The organism is Pseudohalocynthiibacter sp. F2068 (assembly GCF_023015645.1).
Classification (GTDB): domain Bacteria; phylum Pseudomonadota; class Alphaproteobacteria; order Rhodobacterales; family Rhodobacteraceae; genus Pseudohalocynthiibacter; species Pseudohalocynthiibacter aestuariivivens.
Genome location: NZ_JALKAK010000012.1, coordinates 1 through 24,343 on the forward strand (window position 1 = coordinate 1; position 24,343 = coordinate 24,343).

A 24,343-nucleotide genomic window follows, 5' to 3' on the forward strand; every position below is an offset into this window, starting at 1 on the left:
AACTCAACGAGCGACCTCGAAAGACCTTGCAATACCAAACGCCAGCAGAGAAATTTGAAGCATGTGTTGCGGCGATCAGTTGAAACCACACCGCCTAGTCGCCATTCAACACGCATGCGGCGAACGGCTGCTTTGAATCCTAATCAGCTAGGCAAAAACACTTTTGAGATAGGCGACATAAGAACGGGCAGAGCGACTCGTTCTTGCGCTGAGCCATACGCTAGCTCCTCCAAATGACTGTGTTTTGAGTTTTGGTCACGCCTTTCAATTCTCGCCCTATATTTATCAATAAGTTACACGACCCATGAGTCACGCCTTAAAACGTGCTGTCCACATACTTTGCCCCTAATGAACCTCATCTTTGATTCTAGAACCAGGTCGAATCCACTCGACGTGGAAAGAAGCAAAGAGGCTCGCAATGAGCAAGATGACGCAAGAGCAGTTAGCAGATTACTGGCAGATTTCGCCAAGGACGCTGGAACAATGGCGATGGCTGGGGAAGGGTCCCAAGTTTTTGAAGATCGGGGCACGGGTTCTATATCGGCAGGAAGATGTCAACGCCTATGAGGCGTCACAGGTCTGCCAGAACACGTCTGGCCCTCTTCCCGTGGAGGAGACCCAATGACACGGCTCCCCTCCCCCAACAAAATCAAAACCCATAGAATCTACACAGTATTTGAAGCGGCAGAGGCGCTGGGCAGACACAGGCAAACCATCATCCGCTGGATCAAGAGCAAGGGTCTGCTGGCCGATACGCGACACAGACCATGGCTAATCACAGGAACAGATCTCAAAACCTATCTCGGTTACCGCCGTGAGCAGGTCAGGTGCAAGCTTGCCCTGCATCACCTGTATTGCTTGGGATGCAAATTACCCCAGGAACCCGCTGGAAAATTTGCGGATTACACACAGCAAGCTCCCTCGACCGGCATGCTGACAGCCCTCTGCCCGATGTGTGGTTCCGTCATCAACAAGATCATCCGTCGTGCTGATCTTGAGGCAATCCGGGCAAAAATAGAGGTCACGATTCAGCAGGCGGACCCAAGAATAGTGTCCCATACAGATGCCCCCTTAAATGTAACCTTAGAGAGTGAGGCTCAGAGCAATGTCAAAGCGCGTTTCTGACAACCTGCGCATCAAGCGCAAATACCTTGTCTGGCTCAAAGATGCCAAAGGCCTTTCCGAGGCTTCAATTGACAAGGCTGCTGCTGCAGTTTCTTCCTATCAAGCGTTTCTCGCAGGCAAAGACTTTCGAGCGTTTCATTCGGAACAAGCACGTAGTTTCAAGCGCCGCTTATCTTCTAAGCAAAACCAGCGCACCGGGGCCAAGCTTTCACAAGGTTCGATCAATGGGACCTTGCGCGAGGTGAAGGCTTTCTTCAAATGGCTTGCGGATCAGCCTGGCTACAAATCCAAGATTACGCGCTCTGATGCAGACTTTCTCTCACCGGATCTAAAATCAGAACGAGCGCGGCGAAGCAGTTGCTGGAAACCACACCCATCGCCGCAACAGGTTCGGAAGCTTGTTCACGAGATGTCACAAGAAACGGTCCTGCAACGGCGTGATCGTGCGCTCATTGCGTTCCTGTTCCTGACAGGTTCTCGCGAGGGGGCAGCAATCTCTCTACGGATCGGACATGTCGATCTTGCGAACGCCTGTGTGCAGTTTGATGGCAGAACTGTTGACACCAAGTTTGGCAAGAGTTTCACCACGGCGTTCTACCCAATAGGCGGCGAGATCGAACAAATCGTCCGCGACTGGATCGGCGAACTCAAATCTGTTCACCTGTTCTCGGAAAGTGACCCGCTGTTTCCGAAGACAAAAGTTGGCGTTGGGATTTCCAAACGGTTTGAAGCGCTCGGCATTTTACGTGAACCCTGGGCCAGCCCATCGTCTGCTGCCAAGATATTCAAGCAAGCCTTCAAGGATGCCGGACTTTCACCATTTTCACCTCACCGTGTTCGTGACACGCTCGCAAAACTGGCAAAAGACCATTGCAGGTCACCCGAAGACTACAAGGCCTGGTCACAAAACATGGGGCACGACGATGTGCTGACAACGTTTCGCTCATATGGGTCCGTGGCAACGGGGCGACAGATGGAATTGCTTGAGAAGTTTCGCAAGCGTGGCCCAATCCAAGACCCGGACAATGACTTCGATGTCATTGAATGATCTTAGCGTTCAGGTTTCATCCGAACGGCGACCTTGTCGGGCGCCAGACGGTATCCAAAACCCGGCAAATTTTCGATCAACTCGATGCCTTTCTCAGCATCCAACCCCGCCGACATGAACTTTTTCTTTAGGGTAGACCGGGCCCGGAGTACTCCTCTTCGAACAGCCTCCTCAGTTTCCAAACCTAAGCGATCACAGAGTTCGCCTGCTGGAAGCGTTGGGTAATCTAATTTGACAAGGCCTTTCCCTGCCCCAAGCAGGTTTTCATTTGCTAACACTAATAGTAGTTCATAAGCCGCCCCTTTGATCTCGATCTTGTCATCGATCAGAAGCGTTCTCCGTTTTAGGTCAAAGACCAGTTCGAATGTCTTGTCTATCGCTTCCGCAACAATCGGCGTGTCAAATGCATCTGATATCGGAAAAGCATGTTCACGTAGGATATCGCCAAGCATTGCGGGCAGGCTGCCTTGGGGAAACTGCTCAGGCCTTTGTTCCTTCATTGTGTTGCGCATGACATCGGATACGGTTGTTCCATGCCGACGCAAAAGCTCTGCCAGCCTCTGTAACGCAGTGTTTCGAGGCCCGTCCAGATGATTGATCGCATTCACAACAACTGGAAAATACCGCTCTAGCTCAGCAGCAGTCATCGTCTGGTAGCCAGATGCTGCACGTACGTAGGACAAGGCAACTTCCTTGTCGGGGCCAGACATTCGAACGCCTGTCATCAGATCCAAGCGATAGGCGTCCTCCGGATCATGGGCCTCCAATCCGGCAGCGAGTATCGCAAAGCGTCGATCAATACATTGCGAACACCGGCCACAATGCGGGTGTTGCTTGGTCTGATTGTGGACGTCAGCGCAGCTTCTCGAGTGCGCAATCTGATCTGCCATTTGAAGACGCGCAATCGTTTCAACAACCTCCGTTTTCGTTCGCCAGAAGAATGGGTTCTAGACGCAGTGCGGTTTCCCAAAGATGCGGCTAAATAATCTCTCAAACCTGCGAAGTGTTTGGGGATGCGTCGTGCGGGTTGCACGTGTTCCAAGAACATTCCTAACCGGCGGCAAATTTAAGCTTACGACACCGTTTTCATAGAATGAAATAGCTTCTTTGCCGAAGGCAGTTGCCGTTGCCATGCCAAGGGCTGCAAACAGGAAAGACCGTGTTCTATGGGTGCCTTCCACATTTGTGCCACCTTTAAGCTGAACCTGCATAGGGAAATACATCAGGCTATGCTGCCCAAGCTTTTCTGCCATCGCCTTTTGTAGATTTCGTTGAACGGGGCTAATCTTGGTCGCTGAGAAGTGGCTTATCAGGGCGACCTTGTTGTTACGCTCAATAATCTCCTCCAATGCCCCTGCAAAAGAATCCAGACCACCTGAGAACAACATGACCGTATCTGGCGACCAGGCGTTCTCTTTTCCAAAGTCAAAGTATCGTTCGCGTTCTGGATGTTCAGCCTCCATTTGCGTGAAGGTGAACTGGAAGCGATCATTTGAAAGAAAGAACAACGTCTCCTCAAGTTCTTTCTTAAGCTCTGGCGCGTTCCAGAACGCTGCATCGCGCACTGGCAATTCGACAAAGAACTGACGGTGCCACTTCTTTGCCATCTGCTGATCTACCGGCCCACCACGGCTCACGCTCGAGTCAATTGCATAGACGTAGGCCGCAATCTCAATCATATCGATGACGGTTTCAGGGAGAGAGGTAACGAGGTTTTTGCGCAGGCTACCGATTTTCAGGGTAACACCCTTTGTCCGACCATCGACCGTAAAGCGGAGTTGCTCGTCGCCTCTACTTTCGGCAAGTGGCAAAAAGCATCGAATCTGGTATTCAGGCATCTTCGCGACGCCGCCCGAGTTCGGTCCTCATTTTCTTGAACGCGTAATGCGTAAAATTGTTGATTGTGTCCTGACTTAGGTTTTCCTCCTTCCAGACGGTCTTTCCATACCAGCCACTTGCAAACTCCTGAACAATTCGTGACGCTTCAAACGTGTGTTGCGACAGAGCCCGGTCAAACTCGACGCGCTCCGCATCACTTGCGAAGCGTTTGCCAGCTCCTGTGTGATTGGCGAGTTCGCGGCTCAGGAAATAGTCGAGCGATTTGTACGACAGCCTTGCGAAGAAATCGCGGGCAAGATGCGCAAAGTTCTGGCCACTGGAAAAAGAGGCCAACGCTTGCCGGATTTGTTGAGAATCTGGATCAAAGAGCGAGGGTAGTCTGTCGCGAAGTTGTACCGACAGACTTTCTAGCAGCGCTGCGCGTGCAAGCTCTCCCGCGTCTGATGATCGGCCCACCTTAAAAGCGTTCTGGTCAATCGAATGGCTCAGACTGGCGAGCAGTGCAGGAACGGATTGAAGGGCACCCTCATCAACACCTAGGTCGGCCATTGCACTCTCAAAGCCCGGTGCGCGTGCCAACAACGGCAGTTGCACAAGCAGGCTGGTCACATACTGAAAGGAAGGGTCATCCGAAGCGCGGCTAAGATCTCGTTCAGACGCGTGTGCCGCTGCCGCTGCCACATCCTGAAGTGAGGCATCCGAATCGAGCAACCCGATAACGTCGCGCCATTTCTTTGACTGTGATAAAGTCCCGAGCCTAATATGGCCCATAGTATTCTCCCAATTGCGCTAACGCTGGGACATACAACCTCAAAAATCAAGATATTCCTGCGCAATGCTTACCCTGCACTTACCCAAGAAAAGAAGGCAACATCCAATAACAGCGTAACCTATTGAAAAGATGTGGTGAGCCCTACTGGGTTCGAACCAGTGACCTACTGATTAAAAGTCAGCCGCTCTACCAACTGAGCTAAGGGCCCTCACGAGGCGCCGTCTTAGGCAAGCTGACCGCAGGGGTCAAGGACGAAATTGCCTGAATCAGCCCTCTGGATTGATTTTTCCGCTTAACCTATATGATGCGCATGGCAGATTTGACTCTCCAGACGGGCGGGCTTCCGTTTCGCAAGATGCACGGGCTTGGCAATGACTTTGTTGTTGTCGACGCAAGAAGTGCGCCTGATTTGGTGAATGAAGATACCGCTCGGGCAATTGGGCACCGGTATTTCGGGGTCGGCTTTGATCAGCTTGCGGTGTTGCGCGAGTCTGACGTTGCGGATCTGGATGTAGAATTCTGGAACTCTGATGGGTCAAAAGCAGATGCCTGCGGCAACGCCAGCCGTTGTGTTGCAAGGATCATAATGGACGAAACCGGGCAGAAAGCTGCCAGCATCCGCACGGGACGCGGAACCCTGCAAGCCGTAGATGCCGGAGAGGGCCTGATCAGCGTGAACATGGGACAGCCGCAACTGGAGTGGGATCAGATACCACTTGCCCATCCTGTTGATGATCTGAACGCCTTGCCAATTGAAGGGGCCCCCGGTGCTGCTGGTATTGGAAACCCACATATGGTTTTCGTCGTTAATGATGCAGAAGCTGTACCATTATCAGACGTCGGCCCAGCGCTGGAACATCACCCGCTATTCCCGGAGCGCACGAACGTTGAATTCATTCATGTGATTGACCGTCAAACCTTGCGAATGCGCGTCTGGGAACGCGGCGGAATGATAACCCTCGCTTGTGGGTCTGGTGCCTGTGCTTCTGCGGTTGTGGCGCATCGCAAGGGTCTGACCGACCGCAAGGTGACGATCCATCTGGATGGTGGTGATCTCGAAATTGACTGGCGCGATGACGGTGTCTGGATGACTGGTCCAATTACGCATGTCTTTGACGGCGTAATCCGTCGTGAGTTTCTGGAAAACATCTGATGTCAGGCAGCCCCCCCCTTTTCACGACGCTTGGCTGTCGCCTGAACGCCTATGAAACCGAGGCGATGAAAGAACTGTCTGCCGCCGCCGGTATCGAAAATGCTGTTGTCGTGAACACCTGCGCCGTCACGGCAGAGGCTGTACGCAAAGCCCGGCAGGAAATTCGCAAACTGCGCCGCGCGCATCCTGACGCGAAACTGATTGTGACAGGCTGTGCAGCGCAGACTGAACCGCAAACCTTTGCCGAGATGGGCGAAGTCGACCTTGTCATCGGCAATACAGAAAAGATGCAGGCCAGCATCTGGGCATCCATGCGCGGCCCGGATTTCATCGGGGAAACGGAGCGCGTGCAGGTTGATGACATAATGTCAGTCACCGAAACAGCCGGGCATCTGATTGACGGGTTTGGCACAAGGTCGCGCGCCTATGTTCAGGTTCAGAACGGCTGTGATCATCGCTGCACCTTTTGCATTATCCCTTATGGACGCGGCAATTCGCGGTCTGTCCCTGCTGGTGTTGTCGTCGATCAGATCAAGCGACTGGTCAACAAGGGTTACAATGAGGTCGTATTGACCGGTGTAGACCTGACAAGCTGGGGTGCTGATCTGCCCGCAACGCCACGCCTTGGCGACTTGGTGATGCGGATTCTCAAATTGGTTCCAGACCTGCCCCGCTTGCGGATTAGCTCGATAGACTCCATCGAGGCTGATGAAAACCTTATGCAGGCGATCGCAACAGAACCACGTCTTATGCCGCACCTTCACCTTTCCTTGCAGGCGGGTGATGACATGATCCTGAAGCGCATGAAACGGCGCCATCTGCGGGACGATGCAATCGCGTTCTGCGAAGAGACGCGTCGTTTGCGCCCCGACATGACTTTTGGCGCTGACATCATCGCGGGCTTTCCGACGGAAACGGAAGAAATGTTCGAAAACTCTCTGAAACTCGTGACCGAGTGTGACCTGACATGGCTGCATGTGTTTCCCTATTCAGCTCGTGAATGCACACCTGCAGCGAGGATGCCGGCTGTCGATGGGCGTGCAATAAAATCACGGGCGGCACGTTTGCGTGCGGCGGGCGAAGCTCAGGTTGCGCGCCATCTTTCCGATCAAGTCGGCAAAACCCACCATATTCTGATGGAAAACCCGCACATGGGGCGGACAGAGCAGTTTACCGAGGTGAATTTTGCGGCTGATCAAACCGAGGGTAGCCTCGTCACAACCCGGATAACGGGTTATGACGTTCATCGGTTAACAGCATGACTCTTCCGATTCTTTACTCCTTTCGGCGCTGCCCCTATGCGATGCGCGCACGATTGGCGATTGCCAGCGCCGGGATCACCTGTGAACTACGAGAAATCGTTTTGCGCGATAAAGCACCGGAATTTCTAGCGGCATCCCCTAAGGGAACGGTTCCGGTGGTCGTTGCCGATGGTGAGGTGCTTGAAGAAAGTCTTGACGTGATGCACTGGGCACTTGGCGAAAATGACCCCGAAGGATGGCTGAATGTGCCGCAAGAAGCCCATAGCCTGATTGATGAGGCGGATGGTCCCTTCAAGTCTGCCCTTGATCGCACGAAATACGCAACGCGCTACAAAGATGCAGACCCATCGGTCGAGCGGGAAAAGGCTTCTGTTTTCTTGCGCAAACTCGACATGATGCTTGTTGAGCAACTCTATCTGTTTGGTGAAAGCCCGAGTATCGCAGATACGGCTATTGCACCCTTCGTACGGCAATTCGCCAATATCGAAAAAGATTGGTTTGACGCGCAGCCCTGGCCGAACCTTATTGAATGGCTCGAGAGGTTTCTTTCCTCAGAGCGGTTTACGGCAATCATGAAGAAAAACCCAAAATGGCAGGCCGGTGATCACGTCGTGTTGTTTCCCTGAAAGCGTTGCCAGAGGCAAAAAAGATTAATGCCTCCGGCGGGGATATTTTTCGGAAAAAGAATTCAGGCTGCTAGAGAAGCCCTTGTCTTGCCAATCATCAACGCTGCCTTTGCGGCCTCGCGTCCTTTTTCAACAAAATGCGCGCGGTATATTTCATTGTGGTGATCGGTTTCCTGATAGTGGTGCGGGGTCAGAGAGACTGACAGCACTGGAACACCTGTATCCATGCCTGCACGCATCAAACCATCGACCACAGCTTGCGCCACAAAGTCGTGCCGGTAAATGCCGCCGTCAACCACGAATGCGGCTGCAGCCACAGCGGCGTAACGACCGGACGCCGCGAGATCACGTGCCACAAGCGGCATTTCAAACGCACCAGGCACATCAAACACATCGACCTGAGAGGCCGGGATCAGCTCGCAAAACCCATCAAAGGCGCGATCAACAATATCTGAGTGCCAGTTTGCCTTAATAAAGGCGTAGCGGGTGGGTGTCATAGTTCTTTCCTTTCATTCCAGACACGTCACCCAGAGCGTGCAAACGAAAGGAACGCCAAGGCACCATGCCTTACCACCCAATCGTCCTCTTCCATCCGGACTATGACCGTCGGCTCTGGAATCACACCAGATCTGCTGACACCCCGATATCCGGGGCCGCTCGCGGGCTTATGGCTTGCGCCACACACCGCCGGTGGGGAATTTCACCCCGCCCTGAGAACACAGCCAAAATGGCTAAGCCTTGGCCTGAAGGCAAGACCCGGATAAGACATTTTCAAACAGAGACGCGACATGCACCCAAACCCTGCCTTCAGACAGATGCCAGATAAAGCGAATCGAAGTTTTGCGCAGAAGTGCGGTTTTGGCATTCTTTCTGTAAACGGATCGGAAGGTCCGCTGCTGTCACATGTTCCGTTTTTACTGTCTGATGACGGTAAGGTTGCAGAGTTGCATCTGGTAAGGTCAAACCCGATTGTTCGCACGCTAAGTGAACCAGAGCCGGCGGTTGTAGCTGTTTCTGGTCCGGACAGTTATGTTTCACCTGACTGGTATGGAATCGATGATCAGGTGCCAACATGGAACTATGTTGCGGTACACTTGCGTGGTCAGTTGATAAAAGAGCCACAGGAAAAGTTAAGAGGTTTACTCGACCGGCTTTCGGCGCGGTTTGAGGCGGACCTGCTGCCAAAAACCCCTTGGGTTTCTGGCAAAATGAGCGATGGCGTTATGGACAAGATGATGCGCCAGATCGTTCCAATTAGACTCGAGATCACCAGCATTGACGGTACATGGAAGCTTGGCCAGAACAAGACTGATGAGGTCCGCAGCAACGCAGCGTCTCAGATGGATGCATCTGGAACAGGTCACGAAACACGCCACCTTTCGGCGCTGATGATGGCCCCATCCAAAGCTTGATTGGACATCGGCAGACTGGCTTCTTACATTTGAAACACAGATTGGGAGGAGATAATGCCGTTACCCCTTGCCCCGGTTGCAGGTCTTGCATTGCGTTATGGCGCCGTTGCGTTGGCGGCTTACGCTGTCACGCGCACCATTGAACGAGGCCGCCGCGATCAACGCGCTGAAGACGCGCTCGACGAACTTGAAGAAGGTGCAACGTTGCGTAGCGATGGTGACCAGACCAACGCTGGCTTTCATTTTAAAAGAACGATCCGGCTGGGAACAATGGGCCCCGGTGTGGATATAGACATTTCGGCTTTGGGCCGTATACGCATCCGAAAGGCATCTGAATGAAACTATACTACAGCGCGACCTCGCCCTATGTACGCAAGGTCATGGTCCTATTACATGAGGCAGAACAGACCGAAGCGGTCGCACTGGAACCCACACACGGTACTCCATTTGAAGCGTCAGCAAGCGCAATCGCGCAAAACCCGCTTGGTAAAGTTCCCGCATTGGCGCGCGACGATGGCCCTTCGCTGTATGACAGCCGTGTCATTTGCCGCTATCTAGACGCGCGTTTTCAAGCGGGCTTCTACCCAGACGGTGCCAGACTGTGGGATGCCCTCACGCTCGAGGCCACTGCGGATGGTATTCTCGATGCAGCACTTCTGATGGTTTACGAGGGTCGTTTACGCCCCGAGGAAAAACAATTTCCAGATTGGGTTGAGGCGCAATGGAGCAAGGTATCCAATGCCGTCGATGCCGTTAACAGCCGCTGGATGAGCCAGCTGAACGGCTCTCTTGATATGGGGCAAATTGCAATAGGCTGTGCACTTGGGTATCTCGACTTGCGCCACGATGCACGGGGTTGGCGCACGGGACATGAGGCACTGGCAGACTGGTACGAAAGATTCGCAGAACGTGAGTCGATGCTAGCAACGGTCCCTCCTGCTGGCTAGCATTTCACTGCATTGAGCTGGATTAGGCGTTTCTCCGAAATTGGACTAAGCTCAGAACCCTGAAACGAGTTGTACTGAACAACTCTGCTTGGCAGAGCGAATATACTTGGGGGGACTGAAATGTTTGCACGGATAACAACCTACAAACTTAAACCAGGAACGGTTGAAGCATCTGAAAAAATGCTTGAACGGATCAAGCCGCAAATTCTGGCGCTGGCCGGATTGAAGCATTTCATCAATGCCGTGGACGCGGACGGGAACGGCTACATCATCTCGATTGTCGAAAGCGAGGAAATTTCAAATGCAAATCAGGCAAAAGTTGCTGAGCTTTGGCAATCATTTGGCGAATTCCTTGCAGAACCCCCAAAACCGGGTGGATACAGAGTCATAATGAATGAGTCGGTCGGCTAAAACCGAACTCTCAATTCGAAAAACATGTACTGGCGATTTGAGGTTTTCTTACTTCTGCCGGGTGATTTCTTGTGCTGGTCGACTGGAGTTGACGCAAATTCAGGGTCCAGAGGCGTTTTGGATGCGAAGTTAAACACAAAACGGCAATTTTTGTCTTCCTGACCCTCGAATACCACTGTAAATTGCACTAATGAACCGCGACAAAACCGCATCTTTTTTATTTGAGCCGCATTGTCTTCTGGACGGAGCGCATTTGGGCGGATAAACAGCCGCGCGAGAAGGCTACGTTCACGCGTGGTCATTTTAACGTTAAGGCCGTTCGGCCAGGGAAGGGAGAAACTCTCGTGTCTCACGCAGAAGATCACGAAGGCACCCGCCGGGATTTCCTCTATTATGCAACGGCAGGCGCAGGCGCTGTGACAGCCGGAGCAGCGGTTTGGCCGCTTGTAAATCAGATGAATCCAAGTGCCGATGTTAAAGCGCTGGCATCGATTCGTGTTGATATTTCAGGTATCGAAACCGGAACGCAGCTGACCGTCAAATGGCAGGGTAAGCCAGTTTTCATCCGTCGTCGTACGGAAGAAGAAATCGAGGCTGCCCGCAATGTCGATATGAGCACGCTGATCGATTCGAGCGCGCGCAACGACAATGGAAACGAATCCGCTGACGCATCAGATGAAAACCGCGCGCTTGACGAAAACGGCGAGTGGCTGGTGATGATGGGTGTATGTACGCACCTTGGTTGTGTGCCGCTTGGTAACGCAGCTGGTGAATTTGGTGGCTGGTTCTGCCCATGCCACGGGTCGCACTACGATACGTCTGGTCGTATTCGCAAAGGTCCGGCTCCGGAAAACCTTCCGGTGCCTGTCGCCAACTTCGTCGATGAAACGACGATCGAGCTGGGTTAAGGGAGGCACAAATGTCCGGAATTCCGCACGACCATTACGAGCCCAAGTCGGGTATCGAAAAATGGCTCCATTCACGCCTGCCTGTGGTTGGCCTTCTCTATGATACACTGATGATCCCCACACCCAAAAACCTGAATTGGATGTGGATCTGGGGTATCGTCCTTACATTCTGCCTCGTATTGCAAATTATCACCGGCATCATTCTGGCGATGCATTACACGCCGCATGTCGACATGGCGTTTGCCTCGATTGAGCATATCATGCGCAATGTGAATGGCGGCCACATGATGCGCTACGTTCATATGAACGGTGCATCACTGTTCTTCGTGGCGGTTTATGCACACATCTTCCGCGGCCTTTACTACGGATCTTACAAGGCGCCGCGTGAAGTTACGTGGATCATCGGGATGCTGATTTACCTTTGCATGATGGGCACGGCGTTTATGGGTTATGTTCTGCCCTGGGGTCAGATGTCTTTCCACGGTACTGCTGTGATCACCGGCCTCTTTGGTGCGATCCCGGGTATTGGTGAAGCAATTCAGACATGGCTTCTGGGCGCAAGCGCAGTTGGGCAACCGGCACTTAACAGGTTCTTCTCACTTCACTACCTGCTGCCGTTTGTGATTGCTGGGCTTGTGGTTGTTCATATCTGGGCATTCCACTCAACCGGTAACAACAACCCAACCGGCGTCGACGTACGCAAGGACTCTAAGGCTGTTGCGGAAAAAGACACCCTTCCGTTTTGGCCATACTTTGTGATCAAAGACGTCTTTGCACTGGCCGTTATCATGTTGATTTTCTGGGCGATCGTCGGCTTTATGCCGAACTACCTTGGCCACCCGGACAACTACATCGAAGCGAACGCGCTGGTGACGCCTGCACACATCGTTCCCGAATGGTATTTCCTGCCATTCTACGCGATCCTGCGGGCCTTCACGGCTGATGTCTGGGCTGTTCAGCTTGTAAGCTTTGTCACCGGTGGCATCATCAACGCCAAGTTCTTTGGTGTTCTGGCAATGTTTGGCGCAATCGCCGTTCTGGCGTTGGCTCCTTGGCTCGATACTTCATCTGTACGCTCGGGTCGTTACCGTCCGATGTTCAAATGGTGGTTTGTGCTTCTTGTGATCGACTTCTTTGTTCTGATGTGGGTTGGCGCACGCCCTGCTGAGTTCCCGTATGACTGGATCTCACTGATCGCGTCCGCCTATTGGTTCGCCTACTTCCTGATCATCCTTCCGCTATTGGGTGTGATTGAGAAACCAGAGGCACAACCGGCCACCATCGAAGCAGACTTTGACGCACACTACGGCGCCAAAGCTGAAACGCCGGCCGAGTGAAAGGGACAATGACAATGATCAAAAAACTAGCGATCACCGCCGTCACGGCCCTTGGCCTTTCAACCGGAGGCGTTTTTGCAGCCGGTGGCGAGCAACACATCGAAGATTTTGCTTTCTCGTTCGAAGGACCTTTTGGCAAATTCGATCAGAACCAGTTGCAACGCGGCCTGCAAATCTACACCGAAGTCTGTTCAGCCTGCCACGGCATGCAATATGTCTACTTCCGCAACCTCGCGGATGAAGGCGGACTTGGGTATTCAGAAGACCAGGCACGGGCTTACGCTGAAAACTTCGAAGTCTGGGATCCCGAGCTTAGCGACGGTGACGGTGATTTTCGCACGGCGACCCCGGCGGATCACTTCCCTGCAAACACTGCGGCTGGTGCGCCTGACTTGTCTTTGATGGCAAAAGCGCGCGCGGGTTTTCACGGGCCATATGGCCTAGGGATCAATCAGGCCGTTCGCGGCATGGGTGGTGCTGAATATATCGCTTCGATCCTGACTGGCTACACCGGCCACGAAAAAGAAGAAAACAACGTCACTTTCTATGAAAACACTGCCTTCCCGGGCGGCTGGATTTCAATGGCGCCGCCGCTGGTTGGTGAAGATGTAGAGTACGCCGACGGCCACTCTAACGATCTTCACCACGAAGCAATGGATGTTTCTGCCTTCCTGATGTGGGCTGCAGAACCAAAAATGATGGCTCGTCAGCAAGCAGGCTTCATCGGTGTTTTCTCTCTCTTGATTCTGTCGGTGCTGCTCTATCTCACCAACAAACGGATTTGGGCACCAATCAAGAAAAGAGCGAAATCTGGCGAAGCATAGAACTCGTTGATTTTGAAATGAACAAACCCCGCCATTCGGCGGGGTTTTCTTTTGTTAGCCTGTATCACTATCCTGTCAGTCGATCGTGATACGCTCCACCTTTTTTGCTGTGCTAGGGTGAACCTGCACAAATTGATTAAAGGCGCACAGCATGGCTGCGGGCACACTAATAAAGCATTTCTCTAACCATAGACGCCGTTTCGTGGTCCTGATCATATTTCTCGCGATTCTGTTTTTGGGTTGGTACTTTGGGCAACGCGCCGCAAGTTATGCGTCCAGCGAAGCCGTACTCAATGACGAACCCCTGATGCGGATGATGATACTGACCATTGCTGGTCTCTACATCGTCACATCGGCGATACCCTTTGTCCCCGGTGCAGAGATCGGGTTTGGTATGCTGATGATCTTTGGCGCAAGTGCCGCGATACTGGTCTATCTGTGCATGGTGGCCGCTTTGCTGATCGCCTACCTGATTGGCCGGTTTGTACCTGCCGCACTTATTGCCAGAGCATTTGCATATCTGGGATTCGAACGCGCACGAACTCTGGTGGAGAATCTGGCTGGTCTGGACCACAAAGAGCGCCTTTCCTATTTGGCAGAGAACGCACCGAACCGTATTATTCCGTTCCTGCTAAAGCACAGGTATCTTGCGCTGATCGCTGTGTTAAACCTGCCGGGTAACGTTGTTCTTGGCGGCGGTGGCGGCATTGCATTTGCAGCAGGCATGTCCGGGCTATATCCACTGCCCGCGTTTGTTATTTCACTCCTGATTGCCGTCGCGCCAGTGCCTTTGATGTTCGTGCTGTCGCACAATTTTTTCTGAAGGCTACCCCAGATACCTTTTCAACGCGTCTGGCGGGTTGGCAAATAGCGTGGCCGTATCTATTGGCGGATGCGCAATACCCTCTGCCACAAGGATTGTTTGGCTTGAAATGCGCACTGCATCATCCGGGTCGTGGCTAACCATCAGCAGGGTTGCGCCTGTCTCATCAAGCAGGTCTGCCAGAAGGGTTAGCATCTCACCCTTTAATGCCGGGCCGAGCGCACCGAATGGCTCATCCAGCAACACAAGTGGTTTTTGACGCAAGATCATACGTGCCAACGCAACACGGGCGATCTGCCCGCCCGACAAAGCGGCTGGTTTGCGGTTGCCGAACCCTTTCAACCCCACTCGTTCAAGAGTATTACTCACGGCCTCTTTTTGCGAAGAGGATAGCCTCAAATCAGAACGCAGGCCAAGGCCAACATTCTCCGCAGCACTTAAATGTGGGAACAGGTTATTGTCCTGAAACAACAAACTTAGCGGTCTTTCTCCCGGCGGAAGGTCAGCCAGATCAACCCCATCCCACAGGATTTTGCCACTTCCGGGTTTCAGGAAACCTGCGATGGCTGCGAGCAAGGTTGATTTGCCCGCCCCGGATGGCCCGATTACAGCAACCCTTGCTCCTGTTGGGACTGACAGATCAGCCGTAAGGCAAAAATCGTCCTGAACAATTTCCAATCTTTCAAGTGTCAGCATCAACACGACCCCCACGATCAAAAACCCAAAACAGACACAGGCTGAGCGCCAACAAGACTAGCGCCGCTCCTGCCGCGTCGCCCATCCGGTAGGCCGTCATTAAACGAAACATCTGTAACGGTAGTGTCGCGCTTTCAGGATCAGCAAACAATGCGATAACCCCAAGGTCCCCCATAGACAACGCTGCCGCAAGACCAGCAGCGAACCCAAGCGGTCTGCGCATCCGTGGCAAGATCAGCAACCGCATCCGGGACCAGCCTGACAGACCAAGACTGTCAGCGAGGCGACCAAAGTCATTTTCGATGTCGCGCAGTGCGGGGCTCAACGCGCGCAAGGCGAATGGCAGGCTCATCGCGGCGTTTACGATAGCTGTTACCGGCAGCGCCAGATCGGACGGGCGCGCAAACGGGAAGATCATGATAAATAACCCGGTCCCGACGACCAAAGGTGACGCAGCAATCGTCAGATATCCAAAACCCTCGACAAATCCGGCGGTTCGTTTCTGGCCAAGTTTGACTGCAAGCAATGCCAAGGACAAAGCCAGGCTGATCGCGAGTGCTGCAGAACCCAAGGCCACCAGTACTGATCTGAACGCAGACCACCAGACAACATCAGGCAGCGTCCAGACTGCTCCGGCACCTTTAAGAAAGATCACGACCAGGGGAGTGAGCAAAAACAGCGTGGCGAACACAAGGACAGTAAAATCCTGCGCGCGAAGCACCGGATTGCTCGTGTCCCACCGTTCAACAGTCCGGTCAAGGCCTGCCCCCATGCCTGCAGGTGTTGCCACACGCCACGCGATAACCGCAACAACCGCGCATAAACCAAATTGAATGACAGCAAGAAGAGCCGCTTTTCCAAGATCAAAGTCAAACCGGAACGCCTGATAAATCGCGAGTTCCAGCGTTGTCGCCTTTGGCCCCCCACCCAATGCAAGAACAACCGCAAAGCTGGTCATGCAAAGAAGGAAGATCACCATGAAGATACCCGGGACAACTGCGCGCAGCATTGGCCATTCCAGAACACGCTGTATGTCTGCATTGTCAAAGCCAAGCGAGGCTGCAAGACGAAACCGCTCTGCCGGGATGGCCAGCCAACCTTGCAAAATAAGGCGTGTCGCAAGGGGGATGTTGAAAAAGACATGCGCCAGAACGACGCCGTGTAATCCATAAATATGAACAGGCGGCAAACCCACCCAGCCAAGCATCGTGCTGAGTATGCCTGACCGGCCAAACACCGCGAGCAATCCCAGCACCGCAACAATAACCGGCAGGATAAACGGCGCGCCAAGCAATGTAACAAGCGCTGAGCGTCCGAAAAACTGCCGCCGCGCAAGCGCGCGTGCCACCGGCACTGCAAGAAGCACGCTTAGAGATGCCGAAAGGAACGCCTGCCAAAGCGTAAACCTTAACGCAGCCCAATCTGCTGGGCGCAAGGCGGATACCCCCTCTGCCCGCGTTACTACGGCAGCCAATGTGCCGAGCGTCAGCAAAAGGATTAGGGCGGCAGAAACCGCCCCCAAGCCGTAGACCGGCTTTATTGGGACAAGGCGTTTCGCCATTCTTCCAGTGCTCCGTCCCGCACGTCATTCGCTTCTTGTTCGGACAAGAAGATCGCCTTTTCAGGCGTTCCTAACTGCAAAAACTGTGCGGGTAGTTTCTCTGCATCAAGCTGGGCGGGGTAGGACCAGTTGCTTGTCGGGATCATAGACTGGAACTCCTCTGACAGGACGTATTCCATAAACGAGTCAGCAAGTTCCGGCTGATCGGTCGTCGCGATTTTCCCCGCCAACTCGACAAGCACATAGTGGCCCTCATCAAAAATCGCCGCCGATTTTGTCAAATCCTCTTCGGCTATGATATGATAGGCGGGCGACGTGGTGAACGACAAAACCATGTCAGCTTCGCCATCCGTGAACATACCGTAGGCTTCGGACCAGCCTTTGGTCACGGTCAGGATTTTTGGCGCAAGCCGTGTCCAGGCGTTTTCCGCATCATCCCCGTAAACCGATTTCACCCAAAGCAACAGGCCAAGACCAGAGATCGAACTCCGTGGGTCCTGAATAACGATTTTCACATCGTCCGGCATCTCTAGCAGCGCTTCAAAGCTGGTGGGTGGGTTTTCAAGCTTGGTGTTGTCGTAGACGAAGGAAAGGTAGCTCCAGTCAAAGGGCAGAAACACGTCATCCGACCATTCAATCGGCAGCGTGAGGCCACTGGTGTCTTGACCATGTGTACCAAACAAGCCTGATTCCCGCGCCTTCAGCGTGACATCGGTGTTCAGGCCAATGACAGCATCCGCCTCTGTCCGTTCCCCTTCAAGCAATAGCCGGGGCAGAACATCACCCGTGATAAATTGCAAATCACAGGCGCAGCGTTCTTCAAACCCTGCTTCAATGCCGGGGCCCGGGCCCCATTCAGACGCAAAGTAGTCTGGTGCGTAAACTGTCAGAACGGGTGCCTCTGCCGCAGCCATGCTGGCTGCACAAAGTCCCGCGGCGATCAGTGGATATTTCATATCTCATCCTCTATTTGCCGACGGGCGGATATCGGGATGAGTGCATCTCAACCTTCCCTCCGCCGGTCTTAACCGGTTCAGGTTCAACGGGTCCGCTATTGCATCTCAGCCAGTAAAGGCCCCCCGAGGTAAGGATGTCTCTAGGGCGGCATAACGCACTTGGCAAGCCAAAACCCCTTGAGACAGGCGCCGCCGCCCGGTAGAGCAGTTGAAAAGGAGCGTTTGCATGAGCATCAATACATTCGGGCATCTCTTTCGTGTAACTACGTGGGGCGAAAGCCACGGGCCCGCTTTGGGCGCGACAGTGGATGGCTGCCCCCCCGGTGTGCCGGTCACTCCCGAAATGCTCCAGCATTGGCTCGACAAGCGCAAACCCGGCCAGAGCAAGCACACCACGCAACGGCAAGAGGCCGATCTGGTACGCATTCTGTCCGGAGTGTATGAGGGCAAAACCACAGGCACGCCGATTCAGTTGATGATTGAAAACACCGATCAGCGGTCTAAGGATTATGGGGATATCGCCGAAACCTTTCGTCCCGGCCACGCAGACATCACCTACCATCAAAAATACGGCAACCGTGACCCGCGCGGTGGCGGCCGGTCGTCGGCACGTGAAACCGCTGCACGGGTTGCAGCGGGTGGGGTTGCGCGCGAAGCGATCAAGGCTTTGGTGCCTCATGTCGAGATCAGGGGTTACATGGTTCAGATGGGCGAAATGCACATTGACCGAAGCAGATTTGACTGGGACGCGATTGACCAGAATGATTTCTGGATTCCCGATGCAGGTGCCGTTGAAGATTGGGACGCCTATCTTGGAAAAATCCGAAAATCAAAAAACTCGGTTGGGGCCGTTGTCGAGGTTGTGGCGCGTGGCGTCCCGGCAGGCATAGGCGCGCCTGTCTACGGTAAGCTTGATACCGACCTTGCCGCCGCGATGATGTCAATCAATGCCGTAAAGGGTGTTGAGATTGGTGAAGGCATGGCGGCGGCAGCGCTAAAAGGCACTGACAACGCGGACGAGATATTCATGGGGCCGGATGGACCCGAGTATAGCTCTAACCATTCGGGCGGCATTTTGGGTGGAATAAGCACTGGTCAGGATCTCGTCGTTCGTTTCGCCGTAAAGCCAACGTCATCGATCCTCACACCACGCAGATCGATCCGCAAAGATGGCACCCCGATCGAGGTGGTGACCAAAGGCCGGCATGATCCCTGCGTTGGGATTCGCGCAGTTCCGGTCGGCGAAGCAATGATGGCCTGCGTTATACTGGACCACCTGCTGTTGCACCGTGGCCAGGTTGGTGAAAATCAGGGCAAGATTGGCTGATTTACACCAACAGTTTCGCCGGATCGTTGCGGATCACATGGCGAATGATGCTGCGCATGACCTCGCGCATCTAGACAGGGTCTGGCGAAACTGTCAGCAGATTGCCGAAGGCGAAGGTGTGGTTGCTGGAAGCACCCTCTTAGCAGCGGCCTATTTTCATGATCTGGTAAACCTGCCAAAAGATGACCCAAACCGGGTGGGTGCGTCGACTATGTCCGCAGATGCAGCTGAGGGGCTACTTGCTCCATTTTCGTTTTCCGAGGAAGGCATTGCAACAATCAGACACGCGATAGAGGCACATAGCTACTTTGCGAACATTCCTGCGCGAAACATAGAGGCGAAGATTTTGCGGGACGCTGATCGGTTAGATGCGCTGGGAGCCATTGGTATCGCGCGCGCCTTTGCTGTCGCGGGTTCTTTAGGGCGTGAACTTTATAATCCAACCGACCCATTTCCAACAATCCGTGCACTTGATGATCTACGGTTCTCAATTGATCACTGGGCCGCAAAGCTCTTAAAGCTTCCTCGTAAGATGTCGACCGATACCGCCCGTAAGCTGGCAACAGAGCGGGCCGCAATTATGTGCAGGTTTTTGGAAAATCTCGCGAATGAAATTGGCCACAAATTACCCGAAAACTGGGGTGGCTAAGCGCGTTGTTTAGACAACTGCACCGCCAGAATGCCCACAGTGATGATCGCGACACCAATCAGGTCTATCCCGCCTATCGCTTCGCCAAGTAAAACACCGGCGATTGCAACACCAAAGAATGGATTCAGGAAGTGAAAGGTCGCTGCGCGTACAGCACCTATTCTGCCAACCAGTGCGAACCAAACCCAGGTTGCCAGTACACCCGGAACCAGCGTTGTGTAGATAAACGCAAAACCCAGCCTCCAGGTGAAGTTAACTTCAATTGTTTCCAGCCCGGCTGACGCGACGGCAAGGATACCCGCGCCAACAAACATCTGCAGCCCGACAATCATCATGACATTTCCGCCGGATGATGCCCCCCGCACCGAAAGTGTGGCAATGGTCAGGGCTACGGCGGCGATTCCGCACAGGCTGACGCCGTAGAGGTCAACTCCACCGTTAATCCGCGTACCCATAATCAGGCCAACGCCAATTACGCCCGCCAGCAGGCCGAGTACCGCAAGCGGGCGAAGCCGTTCGCGGAAAACCACCCAGCCAGCAAAGGCAACCATCAGTGGCATCATCGATGCGATGATAGAGGCAAGCGACGCTTCGATGGTTTGCATCGCAACAAAATTAAGCCCCAGATATAGCGCGTTCTGGCACAGCCCAAAAACAAATGTCGCACGCCATTGGTCGCGCGTCAGGGTCCAGCATTGGCCCATCATCCGGGCGAGCCCCACGCCGATGATTCCAGAGATAAGGAACCGAAGCGCCAGTGAGCCCAACGGAGGCGCATCCATCACGATGACCCGTGCAGAGGTAAAGGCCGAAGACCACATCAATGCAAAGGCAAGCCCCATGCCTATCGCACGTATGTCCATTCCTGCCTCCAAATGAAAAGGGTCGCCTGTGTCAGGCGACCCTAATGTATTCAGCGTTGGGGACAATCCCCGAACGTATTAGCCGTTGACGCCGTCTTTCAGCGCTTTCGCGATTGTCATTTTGACAACTTTGTCGGCGTCTTTTTTGATCTGCTCGCCAGTAGCGGGATTGCGAACCATGCGCTCTGGGCGTTCGCGGCAGTAAATTTTACCAACACCTGGAAGGGTCACAGCGCCGCCGCCGGTTACTTCGCGCGTGATAACCGCGATAACTGCGTCCAGTGCGCCGTTCGCTGCTTTTTTGTCTGAGCCCATTTCGTCGGCCAGAGCAGCTACAAGCTGGGTCTTTGTCATTGGTTTTGCCATTGTATGTCTCCTCATGAAGCCCTGATAACTTGGGCATTATTGGGCGCATTTAACGGCATGTTGTGATGGGACACAACAATTAGTGGTAAAATTCTTCAGTTTTTCATGTATTTTGTGCTGATTTTCGCCGTCTCAGAGGAACGCGGTCTCTTCAAAGCTACGCAATTTGCGTGAATGGATGCGTTCCAGTGGCATTTTCCGCAATGCTTCCATAGCGTGTATACCTATTTTCAAATGCCGCGACACCTGTGTTTTATAAAAATCCGAGGCCATTCCCGGTAATTTCAACTCACCATGAAGAGGCTTGTCTGAAACACACAGTAATGTCCCATAAGGGACGCGAAAGCGAAAACCATTTGCTGCGATCGTTGCACTTTCCATATCCAAAGCGATGGCGCGCGACTGTGAAAGACGCTGAACCGGGCCTGACTGGTCTCTCAACTCCCAGTTGCGGTTGTCAATGGTGGCGACGGTCCCCGTTCGCATGATGCGTTTAAGCTCAAATCCTTCCAGTTTGGTAACTGACGCAACTGCCTGTTCCAAAGCGATTTGAATTTCCGCAAGCGGTGGAATCGGAACCCAGATTGGCAGATCGTCATCCAGAACATGATCTTCGCGCAGATAAGAATGCGCGAGCACGAAATCCCCAAGGTTCTGAGAGTTCCGCAGCCCGGCGCAATGCCCGACCATCAGCCAGGCATGAGGCCGCAAAACCGCAATATGATCTGTTGCGGTTTTGGCGTTTGAAGGACCCACCCCTATGTTCACCAGTGTGATTCCCGTCCCATCCGCGCGTTTCAAATGATAGGTCGGCATCTGCGGCAATTTCGCTGGTGCGTCCATTATTTGGTTTGGCGAAGAGATCTCCGCGTTTCCCGGCCCAACGAAACCTGTGTAGCCGTTGTTTGGGTCGGCAAGCATTTCACGTGCGTATGCCTCAAACTCTTCTATGTAGAATTGATAGTTGGTGAACAAAACGTGGTTCTGGAATTGTTCAGCCGGTGTTGCCGTATAATGCGCCAACCGCGCCAAAGAATAGTCCACGCGCTGTGCAGTAAACGGACCAAGCGGGCCTGACTCGTCCGGATTTTTGTAACCAAAGCCATTCACTATATCATCATTTGTGGTTGAAAGATCTGGCACATCAAAGACGTCGCGCAGTGGATACTCCATGCACCCTTCTTGCGGAACATTCACCTCTGCGTCACCCGCGACCGCGAAATGAACCGGCATTGGTGTGTCAGATATGCCTATCACCACGGGAACACTATGATTGCACATCAACAAATCTATTTGCTGGCACAGGTAGTTTTCGAACAAATCGGGCCGAGTAACAGTGGTTGAATAAGTTCCCGGAACTGCGACATGGCCGAAACTCAGACGGCTGTCGGCTTGGGCGTAACTTGTCGTCGTAACCCGAATTTCGGGATAAAATGCTCTGTACCGTCTATCGGGCCGCGGGCCTGTCGCTTTTTCTGAAAACCTCTCGCTCAGGAACTGAGTGGCTGTGCGATAAAGGTCTTTCAGCCTTTCCACTGCTGCCTTGGCGTCGGTGAAGCTTTCATGTGCGGGAACGGCCGGGGTTTCTACATCTATTTCGAAATGTGCTGTCATTGTTATTTTCCTTTTTCAAACAGCTCTGTCAGCTCAAACTTTGTGACGTCCACCAAGCCCAAATCAGAGATACGTAGTTCTGGGATAACAACAAGTGCCAGCAGTGAATGCTGCATATAAGCATTGTTCAGCGTGCAGCCACAGACCGCCATAGCGGCGACCATTTTATCAGCTGTTTCTGCCACCTCTTGTGCGGGTGCATCTGACATGAGACCTGCAATTGGCAGTTTCACCAAGGCCAGTTCGCGTCCGTTCTGCCAGACAGTGATACCACCGCCAACATCTTGCAGCCTGTTCGCAGCCATCGCCATATCAGCATGATTCGTACCGACAACGATCATGTGATGGCTGTCATGCGCGACCGTCGACGCGATCGCCATATCACCAGTATATCCGAACCCGGACACAAAACCATTTACCACACCACCAGTACCCTGATGTCGTTCCACCAGTGCAATTTGGCAAACATCCTGAGCGGGGTCCCCTTCGACTATTCCGTCCACGACGGAAAGTTCTGCTGTCAAAGCTTTGGTTGGGGCTTGATTTTCAACAACGCCGATAACTTTTGCAGTAACCGTGTTCGCGCCTTTCGGGGCTGTGATATGGAAGTCAGCACCAATCAGCATGCGTCCCATATTCACGGTTTTCCGTACCTTTTCCGGCCACTTCAGATGCGGGCATTCAACCTTTACCACCCCATTTTCCGCCACTGTTACTCCACGTGCAATGACGCGGTTTATTTGCAGTGTTTTAAGGTCCGACGTCAGAACAACATCAGCGCGGCGCCCAGGGGCGATCGACCCAAGTTCCCGCTCTAACCCAAAATGGGTTGCTGTATTGATTGTCGCCATTTGCAGTGCGACCAGCGGGTCGCATCCACATTCGATTGCATGGCGCACAACGCGGTTCATATGGCCGTCGTTGACCAGCGTGCCTGAATGGCTGTCATCGGTGCAAAGAATAAAGTTGCGGGAATCGAGCCCTTTTTCCGTAACCGCTGTTATCTGGGTTTCAACGTCGTACCAGGCCGAACCAAGCCGCATCATGTGCCGCATTCCCTGCCGGGTACGGGCAATTGCATCCGCCTCGCAGGTTCCCTCGTGATCATCTGCGGGTCCGCCTGCCGCGTAGGCGTGGAAAGCCGGGCCAAGGTCCGGGCTTGCGTAATGCCCCCCAACGGTTTTACCCGCGTTCTGGGTCGCTGCGATTTCGGCCAACATTTTTGGGTCAGCATTGACCACGCCGGGAAAATTCATCATTTCCCCAAGCCCAACAATACCGGGCCAGCTCATCGCCTCGGCAACGTCCTCGGGTTTGATTTCATAACCCGTTGTTTCAAGACCTGGGGCTGACGGCGCGCAACTTGGCATCTGCGTAAATATGTTAACGGGCTGCATCATCGACTCGTCGTGCATCAGGCGTACACCTTCAAGCCCCATGACATTCGCAATCTCATGCGGATCGGTGAACATCGAGGTGGTGCCATGCGGAATGACAGCGCGGGCGAACTCTGCGGGCGTCAGCATGCCGGATTCGATGTGCATATGCGCATCACATAGTCCCGGGATCATATACTGACCCTTTGCATCGATCACCTCAGTTGCGGGTCCGATGCAATGACTGGCATCTGGGCCGCAATAGGCAAATCGACCATCAGCAATTGCGATATCGTGGTTTTCGAGAAGCTCGCGGGTGTGAACGTTAACCCAGACACCGCCCTTTAGAACCAGATCCGCCGCTTCGCGCCCGGCCGCAACGGCGATTAAACGTGCGGCGCTTTCGGGCCATGTTTTAATTGAATGTGTTTCCATGGACCAATTGTCC

Annotated in this window: 27 protein-coding genes, 1 tRNA gene and 2 riboswitches; of the genes, 16 read left to right on the plus strand and 12 right to left on the minus strand. The window is 53.5% G+C overall.

Translation table 11 applies throughout. The features are described 5' to 3' along the window. Positions 1–418: 418 nt before the first annotated feature. The 3 genes from MWU63_RS14100 to MWU63_RS14110 are packed head-to-tail and all read left to right on the plus strand — an operon-like array spanning position 419 to position 2,173. Positions 419–625 (plus strand): helix-turn-helix domain-containing protein, encoded by a 207-nt coding sequence (locus MWU63_RS14100; RefSeq protein WP_247078421.1) that lies wholly within the window; start codon positions 419–421, stop codon positions 623–625. Further along, on the plus strand, positions 622–1,125 hold the full coding sequence (locus tag MWU63_RS14105) for a helix-turn-helix domain-containing protein (protein ID WP_247078423.1): 504 nt from the start codon (positions 622–624) through the stop codon (positions 1,123–1,125). The genes MWU63_RS14100 and MWU63_RS14105 overlap by 4 nt, the downstream gene beginning before the upstream one ends. Continuing rightward, a complete protein-coding gene (locus MWU63_RS14110; RefSeq protein WP_247078425.1) occupies positions 1,106–2,173 on the plus strand; it encodes a site-specific integrase in 1,068 nt (355 codons plus the stop codon). The genes MWU63_RS14105 and MWU63_RS14110 overlap by 20 nt, the downstream gene beginning before the upstream one ends. Before the next feature lie 2 nt (positions 2,174–2,175). Here MWU63_RS14110 and MWU63_RS14115 read toward each other — a convergent pair whose 3' ends face one another. The 4 genes from MWU63_RS14115 to MWU63_RS14130 form a co-directional block, all read right to left on the minus strand. Next, positions 2,176–3,063, minus strand: coding sequence for a hypothetical protein (locus MWU63_RS14115; protein WP_247078427.1), 888 nt, complete (start codon positions 3,061–3,063; stop codon positions 2,176–2,178). Between the two features lie 57 nt (positions 3,064–3,120). Continuing rightward, on the minus strand, positions 3,121–4,011 hold the full coding sequence (locus tag MWU63_RS14120) for a hypothetical protein (RefSeq protein WP_247078429.1): 891 nt from the start codon (positions 4,009–4,011) through the stop codon (positions 3,121–3,123). Beyond that, on the minus strand, positions 4,004–4,783 hold the full coding sequence (locus MWU63_RS14125) for a hypothetical protein (RefSeq protein ID WP_247078431.1): 780 nt from the start codon (positions 4,781–4,783) through the stop codon (positions 4,004–4,006). Before MWU63_RS14125 ends, MWU63_RS14120 begins: the two co-directional genes overlap by 8 nt. A 133-nt stretch (positions 4,784–4,916) precedes the next feature. After that, positions 4,917–4,992 (minus strand) — tRNA-Lys (locus MWU63_RS14130). Between the two features lie 102 nt (positions 4,993–5,094). On the opposite strand from MWU63_RS14130, the gene dapF reads away from it, so the two are divergent. Genes dapF through MWU63_RS14145 form a run of 3 tightly spaced genes read left to right on the plus strand, consistent with a single transcriptional unit; the run spans position 5,095 to position 7,825 of the window. Next, positions 5,095–5,937 carry a diaminopimelate epimerase gene (dapF, locus tag MWU63_RS14135; RefSeq protein WP_247078454.1) on the plus strand — a complete coding sequence of 281 codons (843 nt, stop codon included), beginning with the start codon at positions 5,095–5,097 and terminating at the stop codon, positions 5,935–5,937. Next, a complete protein-coding gene (gene mtaB / locus MWU63_RS14140; protein ID WP_213890433.1) occupies positions 5,937–7,199 on the plus strand; it encodes a tRNA (N(6)-L-threonylcarbamoyladenosine(37)-C(2))-methylthiotransferase MtaB in 1,263 nt (420 codons plus the stop codon). Before dapF ends, mtaB begins: the two co-directional genes overlap by 1 nt. Continuing rightward, positions 7,196–7,825 (plus strand): glutathione S-transferase, encoded by a 630-nt coding sequence (locus tag MWU63_RS14145; protein ID WP_213890434.1) that lies wholly within the window; start codon positions 7,196–7,198, stop codon positions 7,823–7,825. The genes mtaB and MWU63_RS14145 overlap by 4 nt, the downstream gene beginning before the upstream one ends. Positions 7,826–7,887: 62 nt before the next feature. On the opposite strand, the gene MWU63_RS14150 is transcribed toward MWU63_RS14145, so the two are convergent. Then, complete coding sequence (locus MWU63_RS14150; RefSeq protein WP_213890435.1) at positions 7,888–8,322, minus strand: 6,7-dimethyl-8-ribityllumazine synthase; 435 nt, start codon at positions 8,320–8,322, stop codon at positions 7,888–7,890. Positions 8,323–8,401: 79 nt separating this feature from the next. Further along, positions 8,402–8,547: riboswitch (FMN riboswitch) on the minus strand. A gap of 66 nt (positions 8,548–8,613) precedes the next feature. Here MWU63_RS14150 and MWU63_RS14155 point away from each other — a divergent pair. From MWU63_RS14155 to MWU63_RS14190, 8 genes are all read left to right on the plus strand, one after another. Continuing rightward, entirely contained in the window at positions 8,614–9,237 is a 624-nt protein-coding gene (locus MWU63_RS14155) for an FMN-binding negative transcriptional regulator (RefSeq protein ID WP_213890436.1), read from the plus strand. A gap of 54 nt (positions 9,238–9,291) precedes the next feature. Continuing rightward, a complete protein-coding gene (locus tag MWU63_RS14160) occupies positions 9,292–9,576 on the plus strand; it encodes a hypothetical protein (RefSeq protein WP_213890437.1) in 285 nt (94 codons plus the stop codon). Then, positions 9,573–10,184 (plus strand): glutathione S-transferase, encoded by a 612-nt coding sequence (locus MWU63_RS14165; protein WP_213890438.1) that lies wholly within the window; start codon positions 9,573–9,575, stop codon positions 10,182–10,184. Before MWU63_RS14160 ends, MWU63_RS14165 begins: the two co-directional genes overlap by 4 nt. A gap of 120 nt (positions 10,185–10,304) precedes the next feature. After that, positions 10,305–10,595, plus strand: a complete 291-nt coding sequence (locus MWU63_RS14170) for a hypothetical protein (RefSeq protein WP_213890439.1) — start codon at positions 10,305–10,307, stop codon at positions 10,593–10,595. A gap of 344 nt (positions 10,596–10,939) precedes the next feature. Continuing rightward, the gene (petA, locus tag MWU63_RS14175; protein WP_213890440.1) at positions 10,940–11,503 is read left to right on the plus strand and encodes a ubiquinol-cytochrome c reductase iron-sulfur subunit; all 564 of its coding nucleotides are present in this window, start codon (positions 10,940–10,942) and stop codon (positions 11,501–11,503) included. Between the two features lie 11 nt (positions 11,504–11,514). Beyond that, positions 11,515–12,840: a cytochrome b N-terminal domain-containing protein gene (gene petB / locus MWU63_RS14180; protein WP_213890441.1), complete on the plus strand. Its 1,326-nt coding sequence runs from the start codon at positions 11,515–11,517 to the stop codon at positions 12,838–12,840. A 14-nt stretch (positions 12,841–12,854) separates the two neighbouring features. After that, positions 12,855–13,664, plus strand: a complete 810-nt coding sequence (locus MWU63_RS14185; protein WP_213890442.1) for a cytochrome c1 — start codon at positions 12,855–12,857, stop codon at positions 13,662–13,664. Positions 13,665–13,815: 151 nt separating this feature from the next. Further along, positions 13,816–14,487, plus strand: a complete 672-nt coding sequence (locus tag MWU63_RS14190; protein ID WP_213890443.1) for a hypothetical protein — start codon at positions 13,816–13,818, stop codon at positions 14,485–14,487. A 3-nt stretch (positions 14,488–14,490) separates the two neighbouring features. Here MWU63_RS14190 and MWU63_RS14195 read toward each other — a convergent pair whose 3' ends face one another. The 3 genes from MWU63_RS14195 to MWU63_RS14205 are packed head-to-tail and all read right to left on the minus strand — an operon-like array spanning position 14,491 to position 17,700. Beyond that, complete coding sequence (locus tag MWU63_RS14195; RefSeq protein WP_213890444.1) at positions 14,491–15,183, minus strand: ATP-binding cassette domain-containing protein; 693 nt, start codon at positions 15,181–15,183, stop codon at positions 14,491–14,493. Beyond that, a complete protein-coding gene (locus MWU63_RS14200) occupies positions 15,170–16,744 on the minus strand; it encodes a thiamine/thiamine pyrophosphate ABC transporter permease ThiP (protein ID WP_247078456.1) in 1,575 nt (524 codons plus the stop codon). Before MWU63_RS14200 ends, MWU63_RS14195 begins: the two co-directional genes overlap by 14 nt. Further along, positions 16,720–17,700: a thiamine ABC transporter substrate binding subunit gene (locus MWU63_RS14205; RefSeq protein WP_213890446.1), complete on the minus strand. Its 981-nt coding sequence runs from the start codon at positions 17,698–17,700 to the stop codon at positions 16,720–16,722. Before MWU63_RS14205 ends, MWU63_RS14200 begins: the two co-directional genes overlap by 25 nt. Positions 17,701–17,737: 37 nt before the next feature. Then, positions 17,738–17,836: riboswitch (TPP riboswitch) on the minus strand. Positions 17,837–17,926: 90 nt separating this feature from the next. Between MWU63_RS14205 and aroC the strand changes: the two genes are divergently transcribed. Together aroC and MWU63_RS14215 are read left to right on the plus strand one after the other, a co-directional pair. After that, positions 17,927–19,027 carry a chorismate synthase gene (gene aroC, locus MWU63_RS14210; protein WP_213890447.1) on the plus strand — a complete coding sequence of 367 codons (1,101 nt, stop codon included), beginning with the start codon at positions 17,927–17,929 and terminating at the stop codon, positions 19,025–19,027. Further along, on the plus strand, positions 19,020–19,676 hold the full coding sequence (locus MWU63_RS14215) for an HD domain-containing protein (protein ID WP_246531780.1): 657 nt from the start codon (positions 19,020–19,022) through the stop codon (positions 19,674–19,676). Before aroC ends, MWU63_RS14215 begins: the two co-directional genes overlap by 8 nt. On the opposite strand, the gene MWU63_RS14220 is transcribed toward MWU63_RS14215, so the two are convergent. The 4 genes from MWU63_RS14220 to ade form a co-directional block, all read right to left on the minus strand. Continuing rightward, positions 19,673–20,539, minus strand: a complete 867-nt coding sequence (locus tag MWU63_RS14220) for a DMT family transporter (RefSeq protein ID WP_213890448.1) — start codon at positions 20,537–20,539, stop codon at positions 19,673–19,675. The genes MWU63_RS14215 and MWU63_RS14220 overlap by 4 nt on opposite strands. A gap of 78 nt (positions 20,540–20,617) precedes the next feature. Continuing rightward, positions 20,618–20,905 carry an HU family DNA-binding protein gene (locus tag MWU63_RS14225; protein ID WP_213890449.1) on the minus strand — a complete coding sequence of 96 codons (288 nt, stop codon included), beginning with the start codon at positions 20,903–20,905 and terminating at the stop codon, positions 20,618–20,620. Positions 20,906–21,037: 132 nt separating this feature from the next. Next, on the minus strand, positions 21,038–22,519 hold the full coding sequence (locus MWU63_RS14230) for an AMP nucleosidase (RefSeq protein WP_213890450.1): 1,482 nt from the start codon (positions 22,517–22,519) through the stop codon (positions 21,038–21,040). A gap of 2 nt (positions 22,520–22,521) precedes the next feature. Further along, positions 22,522–24,330 carry an adenine deaminase gene (ade, locus tag MWU63_RS14235; RefSeq protein ID WP_247078458.1) on the minus strand — a complete coding sequence of 603 codons (1,809 nt, stop codon included), beginning with the start codon at positions 24,328–24,330 and terminating at the stop codon, positions 22,522–22,524. Between the last annotated feature and the right edge of the window lie 13 nt (positions 24,331–24,343).

What these genes read in the sequence shown, in the direction of transcription:
- MWU63_RS14100 (WP_247078421.1), top strand. Translation starts at nt 419, where the DNA reads ATGAGCAAGATGACGCAAGAGCAGTTAGCAGATTACTGGCAGATTTCG.
- MWU63_RS14105 (WP_247078423.1), top strand. Translation starts at nt 622, where the DNA reads ATGACACGGCTCCCCTCCCCCAACAAAATCAAAACCCATAGAATCTAC.
- MWU63_RS14110 (WP_247078425.1), top strand. Translation starts at nt 1,106, where the DNA reads ATGTCAAAGCGCGTTTCTGACAACCTGCGCATCAAGCGCAAATACCTT.
- MWU63_RS14115 (WP_247078427.1), bottom strand. Translation starts at nt 3,063, where the DNA reads ATGGCAGATCAGATTGCGCACTCGAGAAGCTGCGCTGACGTCCACAAT.
- MWU63_RS14120 (WP_247078429.1), bottom strand. Translation starts at nt 4,011, where the DNA reads ATGCCTGAATACCAGATTCGATGCTTTTTGCCACTTGCCGAAAGTAGA.
- MWU63_RS14125 (WP_247078431.1), bottom strand. Translation starts at nt 4,783, where the DNA reads ATGGGCCATATTAGGCTCGGGACTTTATCACAGTCAAAGAAATGGCGC.
- dapF (WP_247078454.1), top strand. Translation starts at nt 5,095, where the DNA reads ATGGCAGATTTGACTCTCCAGACGGGCGGGCTTCCGTTTCGCAAGATG.
- mtaB (WP_213890433.1), top strand. Translation starts at nt 5,937, where the DNA reads ATGTCAGGCAGCCCCCCCCTTTTCACGACGCTTGGCTGTCGCCTGAAC.
- MWU63_RS14145 (WP_213890434.1), top strand. Translation starts at nt 7,196, where the DNA reads ATGACTCTTCCGATTCTTTACTCCTTTCGGCGCTGCCCCTATGCGATG.
- MWU63_RS14150 (WP_213890435.1), bottom strand. Translation starts at nt 8,322, where the DNA reads ATGACACCCACCCGCTACGCCTTTATTAAGGCAAACTGGCACTCAGAT.
- MWU63_RS14155 (WP_213890436.1), top strand. Translation starts at nt 8,614, where the DNA reads ATGCACCCAAACCCTGCCTTCAGACAGATGCCAGATAAAGCGAATCGA.
- MWU63_RS14160 (WP_213890437.1), top strand. Translation starts at nt 9,292, where the DNA reads ATGCCGTTACCCCTTGCCCCGGTTGCAGGTCTTGCATTGCGTTATGGC.
- MWU63_RS14165 (WP_213890438.1), top strand. Translation starts at nt 9,573, where the DNA reads ATGAAACTATACTACAGCGCGACCTCGCCCTATGTACGCAAGGTCATG.
- MWU63_RS14170 (WP_213890439.1), top strand. Translation starts at nt 10,305, where the DNA reads ATGTTTGCACGGATAACAACCTACAAACTTAAACCAGGAACGGTTGAA.
- petB (WP_213890441.1), top strand. Translation starts at nt 11,515, where the DNA reads ATGTCCGGAATTCCGCACGACCATTACGAGCCCAAGTCGGGTATCGAA.
- MWU63_RS14185 (WP_213890442.1), top strand. Translation starts at nt 12,855, where the DNA reads ATGATCAAAAAACTAGCGATCACCGCCGTCACGGCCCTTGGCCTTTCA.
- MWU63_RS14190 (WP_213890443.1), top strand. Translation starts at nt 13,816, where the DNA reads ATGGCTGCGGGCACACTAATAAAGCATTTCTCTAACCATAGACGCCGT.
- MWU63_RS14195 (WP_213890444.1), bottom strand. Translation starts at nt 15,183, where the DNA reads ATGCTGACACTTGAAAGATTGGAAATTGTTCAGGACGATTTTTGCCTT.
- MWU63_RS14200 (WP_247078456.1), bottom strand. Translation starts at nt 16,744, where the DNA reads ATGGCGAAACGCCTTGTCCCAATAAAGCCGGTCTACGGCTTGGGGGCG.
- MWU63_RS14205 (WP_213890446.1), bottom strand. Translation starts at nt 17,700, where the DNA reads ATGAAATATCCACTGATCGCCGCGGGACTTTGTGCAGCCAGCATGGCT.
- aroC (WP_213890447.1), top strand. Translation starts at nt 17,927, where the DNA reads ATGAGCATCAATACATTCGGGCATCTCTTTCGTGTAACTACGTGGGGC.
- MWU63_RS14220 (WP_213890448.1), bottom strand. Translation starts at nt 20,539, where the DNA reads ATGGACATACGTGCGATAGGCATGGGGCTTGCCTTTGCATTGATGTGG.
- MWU63_RS14225 (WP_213890449.1), bottom strand. Translation starts at nt 20,905, where the DNA reads ATGGCAAAACCAATGACAAAGACCCAGCTTGTAGCTGCTCTGGCCGAC.
- MWU63_RS14230 (WP_213890450.1), bottom strand. Translation starts at nt 22,519, where the DNA reads ATGACAGCACATTTCGAAATAGATGTAGAAACCCCGGCCGTTCCCGCA.
- ade (WP_247078458.1), bottom strand. Translation starts at nt 24,330, where the DNA reads ATGGAAACACATTCAATTAAAACATGGCCCGAAAGCGCCGCACGTTTA.